Here is a 17,277-nt window from a genome sequence, read left to right as displayed (position 1 = left end):
AGGTAAAGCCGGATGATTCCGGCCTTACCAGCCCGAATTACATGTTTTTGGCTTTTTCGACAGCTTCGTCGATCGTACCAACCATGTAGAAGGCTTGCTCTGGCAGGTCGTCGTAATCACCATTCAGGATACCCTGGAAACCACGGATGGTTTCTTTCAGTGATACATACTTGCCTGGCGCACCAGTAAACACTTCTGCCACATGGAATGGCTGGGACAGGAAGCGTTCGATTTTACGTGCACGAGCAACCAGCTGCTTGTCTTCGTCGGACAGTTCGTCCATACCCAGAATCGCAATGATGTCCTTCAGCTCTTTGTAGCGCTGCAGTACACCCTGAACACCACGAGCGATGTCGTAGTGTTCGTTACCGATAACCAGTGGATCCAGCTGACGGGAAGTAGAGTCCAGTGGATCGATCGCAGGGTAAATACCCTTGGATGCGATATCACGGCTCAGTACCACGGTGGAGTCCAAGTGGGCAAAGGTGGTTGCTGGCGATGGGTCAGTCAAGTCATCCGCAGGTACGTATACCGCCTGGATAGAAGTAATGGAACCGTTCTTGGTGGAGGTAATACGCTCCTGCAGAACACCCATTTCTTCAGCCAGAGTCGGCTGGTAACCTACTGCGGAAGGCATACGGCCCAGCAGTGCAGATACTTCGGTTCCCGCCAGGGTATAACGATAGATGTTGTCAACAAACAACAGTACGTCTTTACCTTCGTCACGGAATTTCTCTGCCATGGTCAGACCTGTCAGAGCCACACGCAGACGGTTGCCTGGGGGTTCGTTCATCTGGCCATAAACCATTGCTACTTTGGAAGCCGCTTTGTCATCCAGGTTTACAACCCCGGATTCCGCCATTTCGTAGTAGAAATCGTTACCTTCACGAGTCCGCTCACCAACACCTGCGAATACAGACAAACCGGAGTGAGCCTTTGCAATGTTGTTGATCAGTTCCATCATGTTTACGGTTTTACCAACACCGGCACCACCGAACAGTCCAACTTTACCACCCTTGGCGAACGGACAAACAAGGTCAATTACCTTGATGCCGGTTTCCAGCAGGTCAGTGGAGTTGGCTTGTTCGTCGAAGCCAGGTGCAGCACGGTGAATCGAATAACGTTCTTTCTCACCGATCTCGCCGCATTCATCAATAGGACGGCCAAGGACGTCCATGATGCGTCCCAATGTCTCAATACCAACGGGTACAGAGATTGGAGCGCCAGAGTTTGTTACCTGAAGGCCACGCTTGAGACCTTCTGTGGAGCCCATCGCAATAGTACGCACTACGCCATCACCCAGCTGTTGCTGAACTTCCAGAGTAGTTTCAGTACCATCAACGGTCAGGGCGTCGTAGACTTTGGGTACGCTGTCGCGTGGGAATTCCACGTCGATAACGGCACCGATAATCTGTACGATACGTCCGCTCATATTCGGTTCCTCTTAACCTTAAAACCTTCGTTCCCCGGCTTATACAGCCGCGGCGCCGCTAACGATTTCCGAAATTTCCTGGGTGATCGCTGCCTGACGAGCCTTGTTGTACAACAAATTCAGCTCGTTAATCATGTCGCCGGCGTTATCGGTGGCGTTCTTCATTGCCAACATACGCGCGGCCTGTTCACAGGCGTTGTTCTCAACCACACTCTGATACACTTGGGATTCGATGAAACGAACCAGCAAGCTGTCGATGATTTCCTCGGCAGCAGGTTCGTAGATATAATCCCATGAGTGATCCCGAGCGAATTCTTCATCTGCCTTCAGCGGCAATATTTGTTCCGCAACAGGTTGTTGGGTCATGGTGTTTACAAAACGATTGTGGACGATAAACAGACGATCAATCTTGCCTTCGTCAAATGCGTCCAGCATCACTTTTACCGAGCCGATCAGGCTGGCCAGTTCCGGCGCGTCACCCAAATGGGATTTTGCAGCCACAACATTGCCACCAAAACTGGAGAAAAACAGCGATGCCTTGGCACCGATAGAGCAGAAATCAACATCCACTCCTTCTCCTCTCCAGTTTTTTGTTTCCCGAGCAAGCAGCTTGAACAGATTATTGTTCAAACCACCACACAGGCCACGGTCGGAAGACACAACGATATAACCAACCCGTTTGACATCACGATCTTGCAGATAACGATGGCGGTATTCAGAAGTCGCGTTGGCCAGATGGCCAATTACGTTACGGATTTTTTCCGCGTAAGGGCGGCTTTTTTCCATACGCAGCTGAGCGCGACGCATTTTACTAACAGCCACTTTTTCCATGGCTGAAGTAATTTTCTGCGTGCTTTTTACACTCGTAATCTGCTCTTTAATTTCTTTACCGACTGCCATAACCAAGCTGCCTCACGTTGAAGGTTGAATCCTGCTGGCAACCATTACTGGTCGCCAGCGCCGGACTTACCAAGTCTGGGAGTTCTTGAAAGTTTCAATACACTCTTTCAGACTGGCCGCGATTTCGTTATTGAAGTCGCCCTTCACGTTGATCTTCGCCATCAGTTCAGCAAATTCGCTGTTGGCGTAGCTCAGCAGAGCAGCTTCAAAAGACTTGATCTTGGATACTTCAACGTCTTCCAGGAAGCCTTCGGTAGCAGCGTAAATCGACAATCCCATTTCTGCAGTGGACATCGGTGCATACTGACCTTGCTTCATCAGCTCGGTAACGGCTTTACCATGTTCCAGCTGTTTGCGAGTCGCTTCATCCAGGTCAGATGCGAACTGGGCGAATGCCGCCAATTCACGATACTGAGCCAAAGCCAGACGAATACCACCGCCCAGTTTCTTGATGATTTTGGTCTGCGCTGCACCACCAACACGAGAAACCGAAATACCGGCGTTCATCGCTGGACGTACGCCAGAGTTGAACAGGTTGGTTTCCAGGAAGATCTGACCATCGGTGATCGAAATCACGTTGGTTGGTACGAATGCCGAGACGTCACCGCCCTGGGTTTCAATGATTGGCAGAGCCGTCAGAGAACCGGTTTTGCCTTCAACACCGCTTACGCTTTTCACGTAATCAGGGTTAACGCGACAAGCACGTTCCAGCAAACGGGAGTGCAAATAGAAAACGTCACCAGGATATGCTTCACGACCCGGAGGACGCTTCAGCAACAATGAGATCTGACGGTAAGCCCAGGCTTGTTTGGTCAGGTCATCGTATACAATCAGGGCGTCTTCACCACGATCGAGGAAGTATTCTCCCATCGCACAGCCGGAATAGGGCGCCAGGAACTGCATTGCTGCAGGATCGGCAGCACCAGCAGCAACGATGATGGTATGTTCCATCGCGCCGTGCTCTTCCAGTTTACGAACGACGTTCGCAATGGAAGATTGCTTCTGGCCAATTGCAACGTAAACACATTTAACGCCGCTGCCTTTCTGGTTGATGATGGCATCGATCGCCATCGCTGACTTACCAGTCTGACGGTCACCAATGATCAGCTCACGCTGGCCACGGCCAACCGGCACCATGGAGTCAACCGCCTTGTAGCCTGTTGGCAGCGGCTGATCAACACCCTGACGAGCAATTACGCCAGGCGCAACACGTTCAACAGGTGCCGATGTGCTGGTCTCAATAGGACCTTTTCCGTCAATTGGGTGTCCCAGTGTGTTCACAACGCGACCCAGCATGGCTTCGCCGGTTGGAACTTCCAGGATACGGCCGGTACATTTCGCTTTCTGGCCTTCAGCCAGCGATTTGTATTCGCCCAGAATAACCGCGCCTACAGAGTCGCGTTCCAGGTTCATGGCCAGGCCGTATACACCGCCTTCAAATTCAATCATCTCACCGTACATTACGTCGGCAAGACCATGGATACGAACGATACCGTCGGATACGGATACAACGGTGCCCTCGTTCTGGGCTTGTGAAGTCACATCGAGACTTTCGATGCGCTTTTTGATGACTTCACTGATCTCGGATGGATTCAGTTGCTGCATGCATCGTCCCTCAAACTAGGATTTCATCGCTTCGGCCAACTTTGACAGCTTGCCTGTGAGTGAGCCGTCAATAACCAGGTCGCCTGCACGAATAATAGCGCCGCCGATGAGGGTCTCATCAACTTCGCTGGTCATGCGGACATCACGTTGCAGTTTGGCTTTAAGTGCCTGAGCGAGCTTGTTCGACTGTGCTTCGGTCAGTGCGTACGCAGAGGTCACTACGACATCTACTGCGTTTTGCAGCTGGGCCTTCAGCTCTTCATAAAGAGCTGTAATTTCAGTCAACAGCGTCAGGCGCTTGTTTTCTGCCAGAACGTTTACCAGGTTTTTGGCTGCGTCATTAAGCTTTTCGCCACATACGTCAATCAAGGCTTGTGCTTGCTGTGCCGCAGTCAGAGAAGGATGTACCAGCACTTTCGCCATCTCGGCGTCGGATGCATATAAAGACAGCAGGGCCAGATCTTCTGACCATGCGTCCAGGGTTTTCTTCTCTTTTGCTTCAGCAAACACGGCCTTGGCGTATGGCCGAGCGAGAGTGGTTAATTCAGCCATGGCAACCTCGCTTAGAGTTCTTCAGTCAGTTGATTAAGCAGATCAGCATGAGCTGACGCATCGACTGACTTGCTCAGGATCTTGGTAGCGCCGGCAACAGCCAGCTCAGATACCTGTTTGCGCAGAACTTCTTTGGCACGGTTAACCTCTTGCTCAACTTCTGCTTGAGCAGCGGCTACCAGACGGTCACCCTCAGCGCGAGCGGTTTCTTTCGCTTCGTCGATGATTTGGTTGGCACGTTTGTTAGCCTGTTCGATGATTTCAGCCGCTTTTTCTTTGCTTTCACGCAGCTCGGAAATGGCTTTTTCCTGCGCCAGTTCCAGGTCACGTTCTGCACGGTTTGCTGCGTCCAGACCATCGGCAATTTTCTTTACACGTTCCTGCATTGCACTGGTCAAAGGCGGCCAGACAAATTTCATGCAGAACCAGACGAAAATCGCGAAGGCAATCAATTGACCGAGCATGGTCAGATTCATGTTCACGACGATTTACCTCTTACGAATTCGTTGGACAGGTTTCTTTCAAGACGATCAGGGATCGCTTGGATGATTAACCTGCTACAACGAAGATCAGGTACATCGCGATACCAACACCAATCATTGGAACAGCGTCCAGCAAACCAGCCATCAGGAAGGTTTTGGTCTGTAACTGAGGGCCCAGCTCAGGCTGACGGGCAGTACCTTCGATCAATTTACCACCCAGCAGGGCGAAACCGATACCAGTGCCGAGGGCACCCATACCAATCATGATTGAAGCAGCAATGTATACGAGTTCCATTAAAGACTCCTAAAGTTTAGTTACGTAGTTTGTTAAGGGTTAAATTTAAAATTGTCGGTCGATTCGCACTAGTGATCTTCGTGTGCCTGACTCAGGTAAACAATCGTCAGAACCATGAAGATAAATGCCTGTAGCGGAATCACCAGGATATGGAAGATTGCCCATGGCACGTTCAATACCCACTGCATATAGAACGGTAACAAGGCGATCAGAATAAACACAACCTCACCAGCGTACATGTTACCGAACAGTCGCAATGCCAAAGACAGTGGTTTGGTCAGTAAGCCCAGTACTTCCAGGAACAGGTTGAACGGGATCGCAATCGGGTGGTTAAAAGGTTTCAGGGTCAGTTCTCTGGTGAAGCCACCAATGCCCTTGACCTTGATGCTGTAGTAAATAATCAGCAGGAATACACCCAGCGACAGCCCCAGCGTTCCATTCGGGTCTGCGGTCGGTACGATCTTGAAGAATTCCAGCCCCATGGCATGAGCAATGCCGGGCACCAGATCAACTGGCAGCCATTTGAGGGAGTTCATCAGGAAGACCCAGACAAAAATCGTCAATGCCAACGGCGCAATCAATGGGTTTTTCCCATGAAATGTTTCCTTAACGGTGCCATCAACAAACTCAACCACTGCCTCGACAGAGTTCTGGAGCTTGCCAGGTACATCCGATGTAGCGTTTTTCGCCACTTTCCGGAACACCCATGCGAACAGGATACCCATAGCCAGAGACCAGCCGAGGGAATCCACATGGATCGCCATGAAACCCATATCCTGAGCTTCCTGGCCGGTGTGCGCCATGGTCCAGGTATCGTGGGTCAGTACAGTTTCAGAACCATTCTTGTCGTGACGCACATACCCTTCGGGCAGTTTGCCAAATGTCAGATTGGTCAAATGATGAGCAATATACTCTTGGGAGTTTCCAGCCATCGTTCACTCTCAGTCCATAGTTTATAAATTGGCGACATGTGCTGAAGCGAGGTGCCCCAACTGCACTGTCATGAATCCTGCAAACAGTGCCAATGCATTCAGATGCTCAACCCGCTGGAAGATGACGATAAAACACAGCGCTGTCAGCAAAAACTTCCAGGATTCTCCCTGGTAGAGCGATTGTACAATCCTGCTGGCCGATCTGGCCCCGGTATAGCGGAATGCGCGCCAGACAAAGTAAGCGTTAGGCAGGGCACAGGCTAACCCGCCCAATAACGCCGACACGGCGGCTACATCACTATGTAACCAGGCAATCAAGGCAGAAATCAGCGTCAGGATCAGTTGTAAGATGACGATCCGATGCACAGGTGGACGCGGTACAGTAGACAACCTGATCTCACTAGTCGTTGAATTTCTGCTTTGGCCAGTGCGAAAGCGCGGTGATTATATGGGCAAGGTATCCGGCCTTCAACCAATTACCGGATCTATCTGTAATAAATTGGTCGTAGTGCTTTGGATGGTCTATGCACTATTGATACGTATCAATTCGGGCCATATGTCAAGCAAAACCCCTTGCTTGCACGGCTTTGTCTGGTCATTTGATCGCGTTGTTATTGTCCTTTCGCAGCAGAAATCATTTCCTTCAGATGTGACAGGCTTACTGCATATGGCTCAAAATGCCATCCAGCTCATCCAGGCTGGTGTAGTTGATCACCAGTTTTCCTTTCCCTTTGGCATTATGGCGAATGGACACACTGGCACCGAGGCGCTCTCCCAGCAGCCGCTCCAAGCGCTCGACATCGGGATCTGCAGGTGCAGGAACTGCGGCACTGGCTGATTGTTTTTGCTCATGGGCACGCACCAACGCTTCGGTTTGTCGTACCGTCAGACCTTTGGCGACCACCTGGTCTGCTGCCTGGCTCTGCGCCTGATCACTCAGTCCCAGCAAGGCTCTGGCGTGGCCCATTTCCAGGTCGCCGTTTTCCAACAGGATTTTTACATCGGCGTTCAGGTTCATCAGCCGCAGCAAATTGGCCACGGTGGTACGGTTTTTTCCAACGGCCTGGGCAACTTCCTGCTGTGTCAGTTCAAATTCCTGCTGCAACCGGTGTAGTGCAATGGCTTCTTCCATCGGGTTGAGGTCTTCCCGCTGAATGTTTTCGATCAGCGCCATGGCAATGGCTGCGTCATCCGGCACATTCCGCACCAGCGCCGGAATTTGCGCCAGCCCGGCCATACGGCTGGCACGCCAGCGACGTTCTCCGGCGATGATTTCATAACGATCTTCCGAGCCCGTTAACAAACGTACCATGATTGGCTGCATCAGTCCTTGTGCCCGAATCGAGTCGGCCAGTTCTTCCAGGGCCTCTGGCTGAATATCCCGACGCGGCTGATACTGGCCTGGCTGAATCACATCCAGCGGCAAATAACTGAGGTCTTTATCGGCTGTGTCCCGCACCGGGCCGGCTGTTACCGACTCAGGGGTATCGTCATCCTGACCGGCATGCGACGCCGCCAACAGCGCATCAAGGCCACGCCCCAGGCCACGTTTACGTTTTATCATACCTTGATTCCGATCATGTCCGTTTTGAACATCTCTATTCAGGCCGTTACCACCCGGTGACGGCGATTCATTTCTCCGGCCAGGGCCAGGTAGGCCATGGCACCACGGGAATTACGGTCGTACAACAATGCCGGAATGCCGTAGCTGGGTGCTTCCGCCAGACGTACATTACGGGGGATGACGGTATCGTAAACCCGGTCACCGAAGTGGCTGATCAGTTGTGAGGAGACATCTTCGGTCAGGCTGTTGCGTGGGTCGTACATGGTACGCAGCAAGCCTTCGATATACAGTTGTGGATTGTAGGCATCCTTGATCGAGTCGACGGTCTCCATCAGCGCACTCAGCCCTTCAAGGGCATAGTATTCACACTGCATCGGGATCAGTACCGCATCCGACGCAACCATTGCGTTAACGGTCAACATGCTGAGTGAGGGCGGGCAATCGATCAGGATATAATCGTAATTTGCCTGCACACTGGCCAATGCCTTGCGCAGCCGCTGCTCCCGACCGATAACATTGATCAACTCAACTTCCGCTGCGGTCAGGTCGCCATTGGAAGGAATCAGGTCATAGCCAGCCTCACCGGCGGGCACGATGGCTTCTTCTACCGTGCAGCGTTGCACCAGCACTTCGTACAACGAGGTTTCCAGTGCGTATTTGTCAATACCGCTACCGGTGGTGGCATTACCCTGGGGGTCAAGATCAATCAGTAACACCCGGCGTTTGGTTGCCGCCAGTGAGGCAGCCAGGTTCACTGCCGTCGTCGTCTTGCCTACGCCACCTTTCTGATTGGTAATCGCCAGAATCATTGTCTTCGCTCTACAGGGATATTATTGATCAGTCGGTACATGGTCGTCGCCCGGCGCAGCGACCAATCGCAGCAGATGACGCTGACCTTCGACACCTGGCACTTCAATAATGGCAGCAGATGCCAACGTCACATCGGCAGGCAGAGCTTCAAGCTCTTCCTGGGGGTACTGGCCTTTCATGGCCAGATAGCAACCTTGCGGTGCCAGTAAATGACGGCACCAGATCACCATATCAGACAGCGAGGCAAATGCTCGACTGGCAATCATATCGAATGGCACCTCGGGATGATATGCCTCAACCCGGTCATTCACGATAGTGACATTTTCCAGCCCTAGACTGGTACGAGCCTGGAACATAAAGCGCGTCTTTTTGCCGTTGCTATCGAGCAAGGTAAAGTGCCGTTGCGGATTCAGTATCGCCAGCACCATGCCTGGCAGTCCAGGGCCGGTACCCACATCCAGAATATGTGTTGCATCGCCAAGATGTGGCTGCACAGCAAGACTGTCGAGCAAGTGCAGGTCAACCATGGCCGACGGCTCACGAATGGCGGTGAGGTTATACGCCTTGTTCCATTTGTGCAGCAGTTCCAGATAGCTCATCAACAGATCGCTGTGCTGATCACTCAGTTCGACATTCATCTGGGCAGCACCACGCACCAAGCGGGGGCGCAGTCCAGTTGGGAGAGAAGTTGCCATACTCATATATAAATGCCTTGAATCCTGCCAGGGGCGCGGATACTAGCACAAAGTCATCCGCGAATCGGAGCCAGCGACGTCAAAAGACCGAATGCACGGCAAGACTCCGGTACTTGTTGTTATTAAAGGCCAGTGTCAGGCCTCCATGCGGTGCGCCATATTGCGTTTTTTCAGGTGAATCATGATCTGGCTGATCGCCGCTGGTGTCACCCCGGAAAGCCGTGAAGCAGCACCCAGGGTTTCCGGCTTGAGTTCAAACAGTTTCTGTTTCACTTCATTGGACAAGCCACCGATGGCATCGTAATTGAGGTCATCTGGCAGCAGCGTATTTTCATAACGCCGCAGTTGCTCGATATCTTCCAGCTGACGGGCTATATAGCCGTCGTACTTGGCCTGGATTTCCACTTGCTCGGCCACGCGCGGATCTTCACTGGATGGCTCGCCCTTGAGTCGGGCAATCATCGAATAGGTCAGGGCAGGGCGCTTGAGCAATTCGTGCAGATTGTATTCATGCGTAATCGCTGTTTCACCCAGTCCGGCCAAGGTTGCCGCTTCGGTGGAGCCGGGCTGTATCCAGGTGGTTTTCAAACGCTGTGCTTCGCGCTCAATCTGCTCTCGTTTTTCGCAAAAGGCCGCCCAGCGCTGATCACCAACAATACCAAGGTCACGACCAATTTCTGTCAGGCGCAGATCTGCGTTGTCTTCTCGCAGTATCAGGCGATACTCCGCCCGGCTGGTGAACATCCGGTACGGCTCTTTGGTGCCCATGGTGATCAGATCATCCACCAGCACGCCCATATAGGACTGATCACGACGTGGTACCCAGACGTCTTTTTCCAACGCCCGCAGCGCGGCATTCAAGCCTGCCAGCAAGCCCTGGGCACCGGCTTCTTCGTAACCTGTGGTGCCATTGATCTGACCGGCAAAAAACAGATTGTTGATACAGCGGGTCTCAAGGCTGTGTTTCAGTTGCTGCGGATCAAAATAATCGTATTCGATGGCATAACCCGGGCGCGTCACATGGGCCTGCTCAAAACCAGGGATGGAATGAATCAGATCCAGCTGAACATCAAACGGCAAACTGGTGGAAATACCGTTCGGGTACAGCTCATTGCTGTTTAACCCTTCTGGCTCAACAAAGACCTGATGGCTGCTTTTGTCTGCAAAGCGGGTGATCTTGTCTTCAATCGATGGGCAATAACGCGGGCCTATCCCTTCAATCACACCGGCGTACATGGGTGATCGATCAAGGTTGGCACGAATAATATCGTGGGTCCGTTCGTTGGTATGGGTAATGTAACAACTGACCTGCTCCGGATGCTCAGACAGCGACCCCATAAAGGACATCACCGGCAACGGCGTATCCCCCGGTTGTTCCTGCATCACGGAAAAATCCACACTGCGGCGGTCAATACGCGCCGGGGTGCCGGTTTTTAGCCGCCCGACAGCAAAAGGCATTTCCCGCAACCGTCGAGACAAAGCAGTAGAAGGCGGATCACCCGCACGGCCACCGCTGTGGTTTTCCATACCGATATGAATCAGGCCACCGAGGAAGGTACCTGTCGTCAACACCACGGACGTGGCATAAATCTTCATATTGGTGTGTGTCACCACGCCGCAAACGGTGCTGCCAACCCCATCACCATCCAGCATCAAATCATCACAAGAAGCCTGGAAAATATCCAGATTGGGCTGGTTTTCAACAATATGGCGAACAGCTGAACGATACAGAGCCCGATCAGCCTGGGCACGGGTAGCCCGTACCGCTGGCCCTTTGCGGCCGTTCAGGGTGCGAAATTGAATACCGCCGCGATCGGTTGCCCGTGCCATGGCGCCATCCAGTGCATCAATTTCTTTCACCAGATGACTTTTGCCAATACCGCCAATGGCTGGATTGCAGGACATCACTCCGACGGTGTCCGTGCTATGGGTCAGCAGCAGGGTCTTGCTACCGGTACGGGCCGACGCCAACGCAGCCTCTGTACCAGCATGACCACCACCTACCACAATCACGTCATATCGAACGGGGTATTCCACAGCCACCTCACCAAATCACAGGAATTACAAAAACGGGCGCGGATTATAGCAACTCCCTCAGCCCCCAGATAGAGTCTGTACAATATATAACCAGAACAACTATCCACAACCTTAAACACCCCGAATCGGGCTGTTTACAATGTTATCCACAGCCACCTCAAAACATAAATTTATCTTTTAAAATCAATATACTAGGCTGTTTATAAGAATCTTATAAACGCTAAAAAGCTAAAATAAGGCAAAAACCGGATAACAGTTATCCAGGGATAACCACCCCTTACACCATGGCTTTACCACATTTTCTAACAGGATTATCCACAAGCTGAGAACCTCAAACTCTCAAACTGATACTACCCACAGGGTGTCAACCAAACAGGCAGCCGCTCGCCGCCCACGGTCAATGAGATACAACACAAGGCAGGCTGACATTAATCAGCCAGAAAGAAAGGAGTGGCGATCACAACAACCGCCAACAACAAGAAATAACGACCAAGGGAAAAACGGGACCTAGCGGCTGTATTCCAGACGCAGCAATTCACTGTCAGAAGTGAAATAGAATTCCAGCATTCCCTCAGAGGTAATGGCTGCGTAGCCATCTACCGGGGTTGATACGGTAAAGAAATTGCAGCCAGAACGGCTGTAAATATGTGCTTTCAGCAGGGGATAGTCGGTATTCAGCAAAAAGAGTTCGCCATCAAAGCTGCAGCTGTCTGCACCCTGACCAACAAACTTGGCCCTGCCATCCACCTCGGTTATATAGAGGCTGGTCGTACCCGCTTGCCAAACACCCAGGGTATTCCACAAAGAAGAAGAGTTCTTCCAGCTGCCGTCGGCTTTCAGTGTTATGGCACCCGCATTCAGGCCGGTTGCATAAGTGCCCACAATCAGGCCGGTGCCATCGCTCTCATCAATCAGCAAGGCATCCACACCAACATTACTGGCTGTACCACTGGACATCATCTCGCCCTGCGCTTCATCGTTACCGGTGATCCAGCGGGATTCCAGACTCATGGAGACACTGCGCTCGGATGTGTCGTACTCAGCTGTACCGGTAAAACCACGGCTGTCATCAAAACCGTAGATATTGCCTTCGTATATCAAGAGCCGCACAGCGCCGCTTTGATCAAACTGACCGTCCCAAAAACCATTCAGCGCGATGGCACGATTATAAGAAGATTCATAGGCCTGATTATTACTTCCAGAAACACATCCGGAGCAACTCAATGCAGTCGTTATTATTGTTGTTATCGTGAAAACGCGCATGGCGATCCCTGGTAGATAAGCGGTTAGTTATCACAAGGAACAGCAACTTCCATCAGGAAAACTGTCCTGCAGCTAGCCTTTTCATCAAATATTCATAAAAATGTCAACAAAGATAGTGTTTTGCGTCACATTTAATGCCAAAAATGTGAACTTTTGCTAAATATGTCCTTTATCACCGGCTAATCACTGGTCTTCCCAAGAATGCCGGACATCCACCCCCCTATATCTGAAGGGGTCATATAAGCAACCGCCATGACTGCAGCATCTAACCGTTGCCAGGCTACCGGCAAGCTCGGGAACACAACCGGCTCAGAGGGTTGCCCAGGGCACAAAAGAGGCCATCAATACCGTTTTTTAGGCACCATTGCTCAAAAAACCGGCATATTTCTGATCCAGGCCATTCTATTGATTCCTAACACCCGATAGAATTTATCCAAGAGACATACAGGGAGAACGTGCCGTGAGCGATACCAGAGATCATCTCAAATCCATTGCGACTGATCAGATCTGCAAAAACAACCTGGCTGCAGCCAGTTTTCGAGAAATGGGCAAGGTAGCAGGGATCAAATCCAGCTCCGTGCATTATCACTTCAAAAGCCGGGACGCACTGTTACTGGAATTGGCTACCGACTACCAACAGGCTTTTTTTACGGAACTGCAACAGCGTACCGACGGCATCAGTAGCCCGCGGCAGCGACTGCAACATCTGTGCGACTTGTACATGGATCACTTCAGCAGCAATGGCCAGTGCCTTGCCCAGGCTTACAGCGCCGGTATGAACGAACTGACCGAAGACAGTCTGACGGCAATCCAGGCTTTTTATGATGCCTTGTACGAGTGGGTACTTGACTGCCTCAGCTCCGCCCGCTTCTTGCCGGTCTCTCGCGAAGCGCTGGCACGGGTCGTTGTATCTTCCTTGCAAGGTGCAATGGTTGCCGATCGTGTCCGGCCAGACACCCCTCATCTGGAGTCCGTCCGCGAATGGCTCGGGACATTGACCAGCCTTTGATAGACAAGGCTTTAAAAGTAAGCAACTGCTTACTTTTAAAGCTCTGGAATTCGCATAATATGCCCAACAATGAACTATCCAGCTTCTCAAAAATATTCCAAAAAATCTTCATACAAATAAACGCACTGATTCATTGATGATCTCTGTATCAGGCAATCCATCCGCCAGTAAACAACTCTGCTGCCAGGCGCCCTTGTTATCAGAAAGAAAGCACGGTATCGGCAACTGTTGCTGTTTCGCAATCAACAACAGTTTTTTGACAACGATAGTAAGAATGAGTCGCCATAAATATTTACATGCCCTTCGCGGCCAGTAACGCCAAAATATCGATCAGTTGCACAATGGCTGTTGGATGTAGCGCTGACTCGGGTTCATCAACAAAAACGACGGAAAAACGATTGCCTAACAGAGTATCCAGGATGGCTATTTTTTTGATGCCTTCGCTGTGCTGTGAATGGAGTATCTGGAGTTACCCTGCTTATCCCGATTAATCTCTGTACGTATTATATTACCGGAGTCAATGACGTTGGCTCCTGTTTTTGACCAGAACAAGACTCGCACCATCACTTGCCGATACAAAAAGATCCAAAAATCTTGCCCAGCAAGTCATCGGCACTGAATTCACCGGTAATCTCCCCCAGCGCTTTCTGAGCATCGCGCAGGTCTTCGGCGAGGAGTTCCCCTGCTGCAAGCCCGGATAGCTGTTGTTGCCCCTGTTGCAGTGCGATACGGGCGCGTTCAAGGGCATCCAGATGGCGGCGTCGAGCCAAGAACCCGCCTTCGCCACCGGCATCAAACCCCATCACCTGTTTCAGATGCTGGCGCAAAGCGTCGATACCCAATTGCTGACGGGCTGAAATCCGTAACACCGGAAAGGGGCCCTGGTTGTCCAGACCTGCAGTTTCGTTGGCAAGGTCGATCTTGTTGCGAATCACGGTCAGTCGACCGCTGCGAATCAGGGCGTCGGTTTCGGTGGCCAGACCCTGTTCGTCATAGAGTGCGTGCAGCAGTTGTTCCGGGCTGTGCTGGTCGCTTGTGGCGTCCATCATCAGCAGGATACGGTCGGCCTGGCGAATTTCGTCCCAGGCCCGCTGGATGCCGATACGTTCCACTTCGTCAGGGGCATCCCGCAGCCCTGCGGTATCCACTACGTGCAGAGGCATACCATCAATCTGGATATGTTCCTTCAGAACGTCGCGGGTGGTACCGGCAATGTCGGTCACGATCGCTCGCTCATGACCCGCCAGGGCGTTAAGCAGAGAGGACTTGCCAGCATTGGGACGTCCGGCAATCACGACGGTCATGCCTTCGCGCAGAATGGAGCCTCGGGTCGCTTCGGCCAGTACCTGTTCCAGCGCGGCCATAACCGTGACCAGTTTGGCGGCGACCTTGCCGTCGGAGAGAAAGTCGATTTCTTCTTCTGGAAAGTCCATCGCCGCTTCCACGTAGATACGCAGTTCGATCAGCTGATCGAGCAACTGTTGTATGCGGCGGGAAAACTCTCCTTGCAATGAACGCAGGGCACAACGGGCCGCTTGTTCGGAGGCGGAATCAATCAGGTCGGCAATGGCTTCTGCCTGGGCCAGGTCCAGCTTGTCGTTCAGAAAAGCCCGTTCGGAAAACTCCCCCGGACGGGCCAGACGACAGCCCTGTGACACCAGTTCATTCAGCAACAAATCCAGCACCACCGGGCCGCCATGACCTTGGAATTCCACCACATCTTCGCCAGTAAACGAGTGGGGGCCGGGGAAAAAGAGGGTAATCCCTTCATCCAGAACGTCTCCGGAGGCAGCTTTCAGCGCACCATAATGGGCATGCCGGGGCCGGGGCTGATAACCAATCACCCGCTCTGCAATGGTTTGCGCTGCCGCGCCGGAAACTCGCACAATGCCAACGCCTCCACGGCCGGGAGCAGTGGCAATGGCGGCAATAGTGTCCTGATGAATGGTGTTACTCATGACAGCCTCACAGAGAGAAAGGGGATCGTTGCAGGTCGTCTTGCAGATACAAAAACGGGAGCCAATGGCTCCCGTGATCGCTGAAAACCAGCTTCAGCTGTTTTCTATCTGCTTGGTGATCACGTACTGCTGAGCAATCGACAGCAGGTTGTTTACCACCCAGTACAGTACCAGACCAGCCGGGAACCAGAGGAAGAATACGGTCATCATCACTGGCATAAACTGCATCACCCGCGCCTGCATTGGATCTGGAGGGGTCGGGTTAAGACGCATCTGTACAAACATCGAAGCACCCATCAACAGCGGCAGAATGAAGTAAGGGTCCATCACCGACATGTCGGTAATCCAGAGTGCAAACGGTGCCTGACGCAGCTCAACCGATTCCATCAGTACCCAGTACAGAGAGATAAATACCGGCATCTGGATCAGCATTGGCAAGCAGCCACCAAGCGGATTGATCTTCTCTTTTTTGTACAGCGCCATCATTTCCTGGCCCAGTTTTTCACGGTTGTCGCCGTACTGTTCCTTGATCTGCTGCATTTTCGGGCCAACCTTGCGCATGTTGGCCATGGAGCGATAGCTCACTGCAGACGGGTAGAAAAACAGGATTTTCACACACAGGGTCAGCAGGATGATGGCCACACCCCAGTTGCCAACAATACTGTGGAAAAAGGTCAGCAAGAAGAACAACGGTTGGGCAATCCACCACAACCAGCCGTAATCGACGGTCAGTTCCAGGTGCGGTGCAATCTGTTCCAGCGAGTCCTGATCCTTGGGTCCAACATAGAGACTGGCACCGGTTTCACCGACAGTACCCGGTGCGACCACCATGGCCTGATCATAAAAACCGAAGATGTAGTTACCCTTGACGAAGCGACCATTGTAGGTGTGGGTCGCATCTTGTGACGGTACCCAGGCAGAGAGGAAATAATGCTGCAACATCGCAGCCCAGCCGCCTTCTTGCGGGTTTTTGTATACTTCGTCTTCAAGGTCATCGAAGGTGATTTTTTCGTAGCGATTCTCTTTCGTCGTCAAGGCAGCACCCAGATAGGCCTGCATGCCCATACCGCTACCAGCAGAAGGATCCGGAGAGGCATCCCGTTTCAGCTGGGCGTAAAACACCCCTTCCCATGGCTCGGATGAGTTGTTGTGAATCCGGTATTGCATGTCGATCAGGTAATTTCCCCGGTGAAAGGTAAATACTTTTTCGACTATACCCTTGTCTGTCTCGGTTGACAGCACAACCACCAGTTCATCGTCACCTTCGGTCAGCGTGTAGTCATTCTTTTCTGCACTGAAGAGCGCGCCACCATTGGTATCGATACCATCACGACCAATCAGGCCGCTTTGTGCCACGTAGGTACGGCGCTGGTTGTTTTCCAGCAATACAAACGGGATGTCCTTGGTTTCGATAGACGCCGGAAACTCCGGTAGCAACACTTCCGTCACTTCACCGCCGCGAGGGTTGATGGTTACTTGCAACACATCGGTCCTGATGCGGATCAGCTCACCGGATGGTGTCGGGGCACTCCCTGTGGAGCTGATCTGAGGTGCTTCCAGCTGCGGATGTTCCGCATCGGCTGTTACATCAGCAACGCTGGGTACATCCGGGATTGCTGGTGTTTCTGCCTGGATCGGCGCATCGATACGGGTTTTTTGCCCGTAATCGTCGTTCCAGGTAATGAAGATAAAATAGCTCGAAATGGCCAGGCCAAGGTATATAACCGTACGGCGGATATCCAT

General features: G+C 52.1%; 17 protein-coding genes. 1 reads left to right on the top strand and 16 read right to left on the bottom strand.

Going from position 1 to position 17,277, the window contains the following annotated elements; all coding sequences use genetic code 11:
* Positions 1 to 37: 37 nt before the first annotated feature.
* The 13 genes from atpD to Q8W24_RS03830 all read right to left on the bottom strand — a co-directional run bounded on the left by atpD (position 38) and on the right by Q8W24_RS03830 (position 12,414).
* Positions 38 to 1,432: a F0F1 ATP synthase subunit beta gene (atpD, locus tag Q8W24_RS03890; RefSeq protein WP_303431218.1), complete on the bottom strand. Its 1,395-nt coding sequence runs from the start codon at positions 1,430 to 1,432 to the stop codon at positions 38 to 40.
* A 39-nt stretch (positions 1,433 to 1,471) separates the two neighbouring features.
* The gene (gene atpG / locus Q8W24_RS03885) at positions 1,472 to 2,332 is read right to left on the bottom strand and encodes a F0F1 ATP synthase subunit gamma (protein ID WP_303431219.1); all 861 of its coding nucleotides are present in this window, start codon (positions 2,330 to 2,332) and stop codon (positions 1,472 to 1,474) included.
* Between the two features lie 66 nt (positions 2,333 to 2,398).
* Positions 2,399 to 3,937 (bottom strand): F0F1 ATP synthase subunit alpha, encoded by a 1,539-nt coding sequence (atpA, locus tag Q8W24_RS03880; RefSeq protein WP_303431220.1) that lies wholly within the window; start codon positions 3,935 to 3,937, stop codon positions 2,399 to 2,401.
* Positions 3,938 to 3,952: 15 nt separating this feature from the next.
* Positions 3,953 to 4,489 carry a F0F1 ATP synthase subunit delta gene (locus tag Q8W24_RS03875; RefSeq protein WP_303431222.1) on the bottom strand — a complete coding sequence of 179 codons (537 nt, stop codon included), beginning with the start codon at positions 4,487 to 4,489 and terminating at the stop codon, positions 3,953 to 3,955.
* 11 nt (positions 4,490 to 4,500) lie between these two features.
* On the bottom strand, positions 4,501 to 4,971 hold the full coding sequence (locus tag Q8W24_RS03870) for a F0F1 ATP synthase subunit B (protein WP_303431223.1): 471 nt from the start codon (positions 4,969 to 4,971) through the stop codon (positions 4,501 to 4,503).
* Between the two features lie 67 nt (positions 4,972 to 5,038).
* On the bottom strand, positions 5,039 to 5,266 hold the full coding sequence (gene atpE, locus Q8W24_RS03865) for a F0F1 ATP synthase subunit C (protein ID WP_303431224.1): 228 nt from the start codon (positions 5,264 to 5,266) through the stop codon (positions 5,039 to 5,041).
* Between the two features lie 68 nt (positions 5,267 to 5,334).
* Positions 5,335 to 6,198 carry a F0F1 ATP synthase subunit A gene (atpB, locus tag Q8W24_RS03860; RefSeq protein WP_303431226.1) on the bottom strand — a complete coding sequence of 288 codons (864 nt, stop codon included), beginning with the start codon at positions 6,196 to 6,198 and terminating at the stop codon, positions 5,335 to 5,337.
* 21 nt (positions 6,199 to 6,219) lie between these two features.
* Entirely contained in the window at positions 6,220 to 6,588 is a 369-nt protein-coding gene (locus tag Q8W24_RS03855) for a F0F1 ATP synthase subunit I (protein ID WP_303431227.1), read from the bottom strand.
* A 268-nt stretch (positions 6,589 to 6,856) separates the two neighbouring features.
* Positions 6,857 to 7,762: a ParB/RepB/Spo0J family partition protein gene (locus Q8W24_RS03850; RefSeq protein WP_305413604.1), complete on the bottom strand. Its 906-nt coding sequence runs from the start codon at positions 7,760 to 7,762 to the stop codon at positions 6,857 to 6,859.
* A 38-nt stretch (positions 7,763 to 7,800) separates the two neighbouring features.
* Entirely contained in the window at positions 7,801 to 8,571 is a 771-nt protein-coding gene (locus tag Q8W24_RS03845; RefSeq protein ID WP_303431230.1) for a ParA family protein, read from the bottom strand.
* Positions 8,572 to 8,592: 21 nt separating this feature from the next.
* On the bottom strand, positions 8,593 to 9,273 hold the full coding sequence (gene rsmG, locus Q8W24_RS03840; RefSeq protein WP_370693299.1) for a 16S rRNA (guanine(527)-N(7))-methyltransferase RsmG: 681 nt from the start codon (positions 9,271 to 9,273) through the stop codon (positions 8,593 to 8,595).
* 129 nt (positions 9,274 to 9,402) lie between these two features.
* Positions 9,403 to 11,304, bottom strand: a complete 1,902-nt coding sequence (gene mnmG / locus Q8W24_RS03835) for a tRNA uridine-5-carboxymethylaminomethyl(34) synthesis enzyme MnmG (protein WP_305474471.1) — start codon at positions 11,302 to 11,304, stop codon at positions 9,403 to 9,405.
* A 507-nt stretch (positions 11,305 to 11,811) separates the two neighbouring features.
* Positions 11,812 to 12,414, bottom strand: a complete 603-nt coding sequence (locus Q8W24_RS03830) for a hypothetical protein (RefSeq protein WP_303431232.1) — start codon at positions 12,412 to 12,414, stop codon at positions 11,812 to 11,814.
* Between the two features lie 613 nt (positions 12,415 to 13,027).
* Between Q8W24_RS03830 and Q8W24_RS03825 the strand changes: the two genes are divergently transcribed.
* Complete coding sequence (locus Q8W24_RS03825; RefSeq protein WP_303431233.1) at positions 13,028 to 13,576, top strand: TetR/AcrR family transcriptional regulator; 549 nt, start codon at positions 13,028 to 13,030, stop codon at positions 13,574 to 13,576.
* Between the two features lie 292 nt (positions 13,577 to 13,868).
* On the opposite strand, the gene Q8W24_RS16875 is transcribed toward Q8W24_RS03825, so the two are convergent.
* The 3 genes from Q8W24_RS16875 to yidC form a co-directional block, all read right to left on the bottom strand.
* Positions 13,869 to 14,039, bottom strand: a complete 171-nt coding sequence (locus tag Q8W24_RS16875) for an AAA family ATPase (RefSeq protein ID WP_368501347.1) — start codon at positions 14,037 to 14,039, stop codon at positions 13,869 to 13,871.
* 100 nt (positions 14,040 to 14,139) lie between these two features.
* On the bottom strand, positions 14,140 to 15,534 hold the full coding sequence (gene mnmE / locus Q8W24_RS03820; protein ID WP_303431234.1) for a tRNA uridine-5-carboxymethylaminomethyl(34) synthesis GTPase MnmE: 1,395 nt from the start codon (positions 15,532 to 15,534) through the stop codon (positions 14,140 to 14,142).
* 93 nt (positions 15,535 to 15,627) lie between these two features.
* Positions 15,628 to 17,277 (bottom strand): membrane protein insertase YidC, encoded by a 1,650-nt coding sequence (gene yidC / locus Q8W24_RS03815; RefSeq protein WP_305474470.1) that lies wholly within the window; start codon positions 17,275 to 17,277, stop codon positions 15,628 to 15,630.

The sequence above is a fragment of the Oceanobacter sp. 4_MG-2023 genome (assembly GCF_030689165.1).
Lineage (GTDB): Bacteria > Pseudomonadota > Gammaproteobacteria > Pseudomonadales > Oceanobacteraceae > Oceanobacter.
The sequence above is the reverse complement of the archived record's forward strand: the minus strand, read 5'-3'. Positions and strand labels throughout refer to the sequence as shown.

What these genes read in the sequence shown, in the direction of transcription:
- Q8W24_RS03850 (WP_305413604.1), bottom strand. Translation starts at nt 7,762, where the DNA reads ATGATAAAACGTAAACGTGGCCTGGGGCGTGGCCTTGATGCGCTGTTG.
- rsmG (WP_370693299.1), bottom strand. Translation starts at nt 9,273, where the DNA reads ATGAGTATGGCAACTTCTCTCCCAACTGGACTGCGCCCCCGCTTGGTG.
- Q8W24_RS03845 (WP_303431230.1), bottom strand. Translation starts at nt 8,571, where the DNA reads ATGATTCTGGCGATTACCAATCAGAAAGGTGGCGTAGGCAAGACGACG.
- atpG (WP_303431219.1), bottom strand. Translation starts at nt 2,332, where the DNA reads ATGGCAGTCGGTAAAGAAATTAAAGAGCAGATTACGAGTGTAAAAAGC.
- atpB (WP_303431226.1), bottom strand. Translation starts at nt 6,198, where the DNA reads ATGGCTGGAAACTCCCAAGAGTATATTGCTCATCATTTGACCAATCTG.
- Q8W24_RS03875 (WP_303431222.1), bottom strand. Translation starts at nt 4,489, where the DNA reads ATGGCTGAATTAACCACTCTCGCTCGGCCATACGCCAAGGCCGTGTTT.
- yidC (WP_305474470.1), bottom strand. Translation starts at nt 17,277, where the DNA reads ATGGATATCCGCCGTACGGTTATATACCTTGGCCTGGCCATTTCGAGC.
- mnmE (WP_303431234.1), bottom strand. Translation starts at nt 15,534, where the DNA reads ATGAGTAACACCATTCATCAGGACACTATTGCCGCCATTGCCACTGCT.
- atpA (WP_303431220.1), bottom strand. Translation starts at nt 3,937, where the DNA reads ATGCAGCAACTGAATCCATCCGAGATCAGTGAAGTCATCAAAAAGCGC.
- atpD (WP_303431218.1), bottom strand. Translation starts at nt 1,432, where the DNA reads ATGAGCGGACGTATCGTACAGATTATCGGTGCCGTTATCGACGTGGAA.
- atpE (WP_303431224.1), bottom strand. Translation starts at nt 5,266, where the DNA reads ATGGAACTCGTATACATTGCTGCTTCAATCATGATTGGTATGGGTGCC.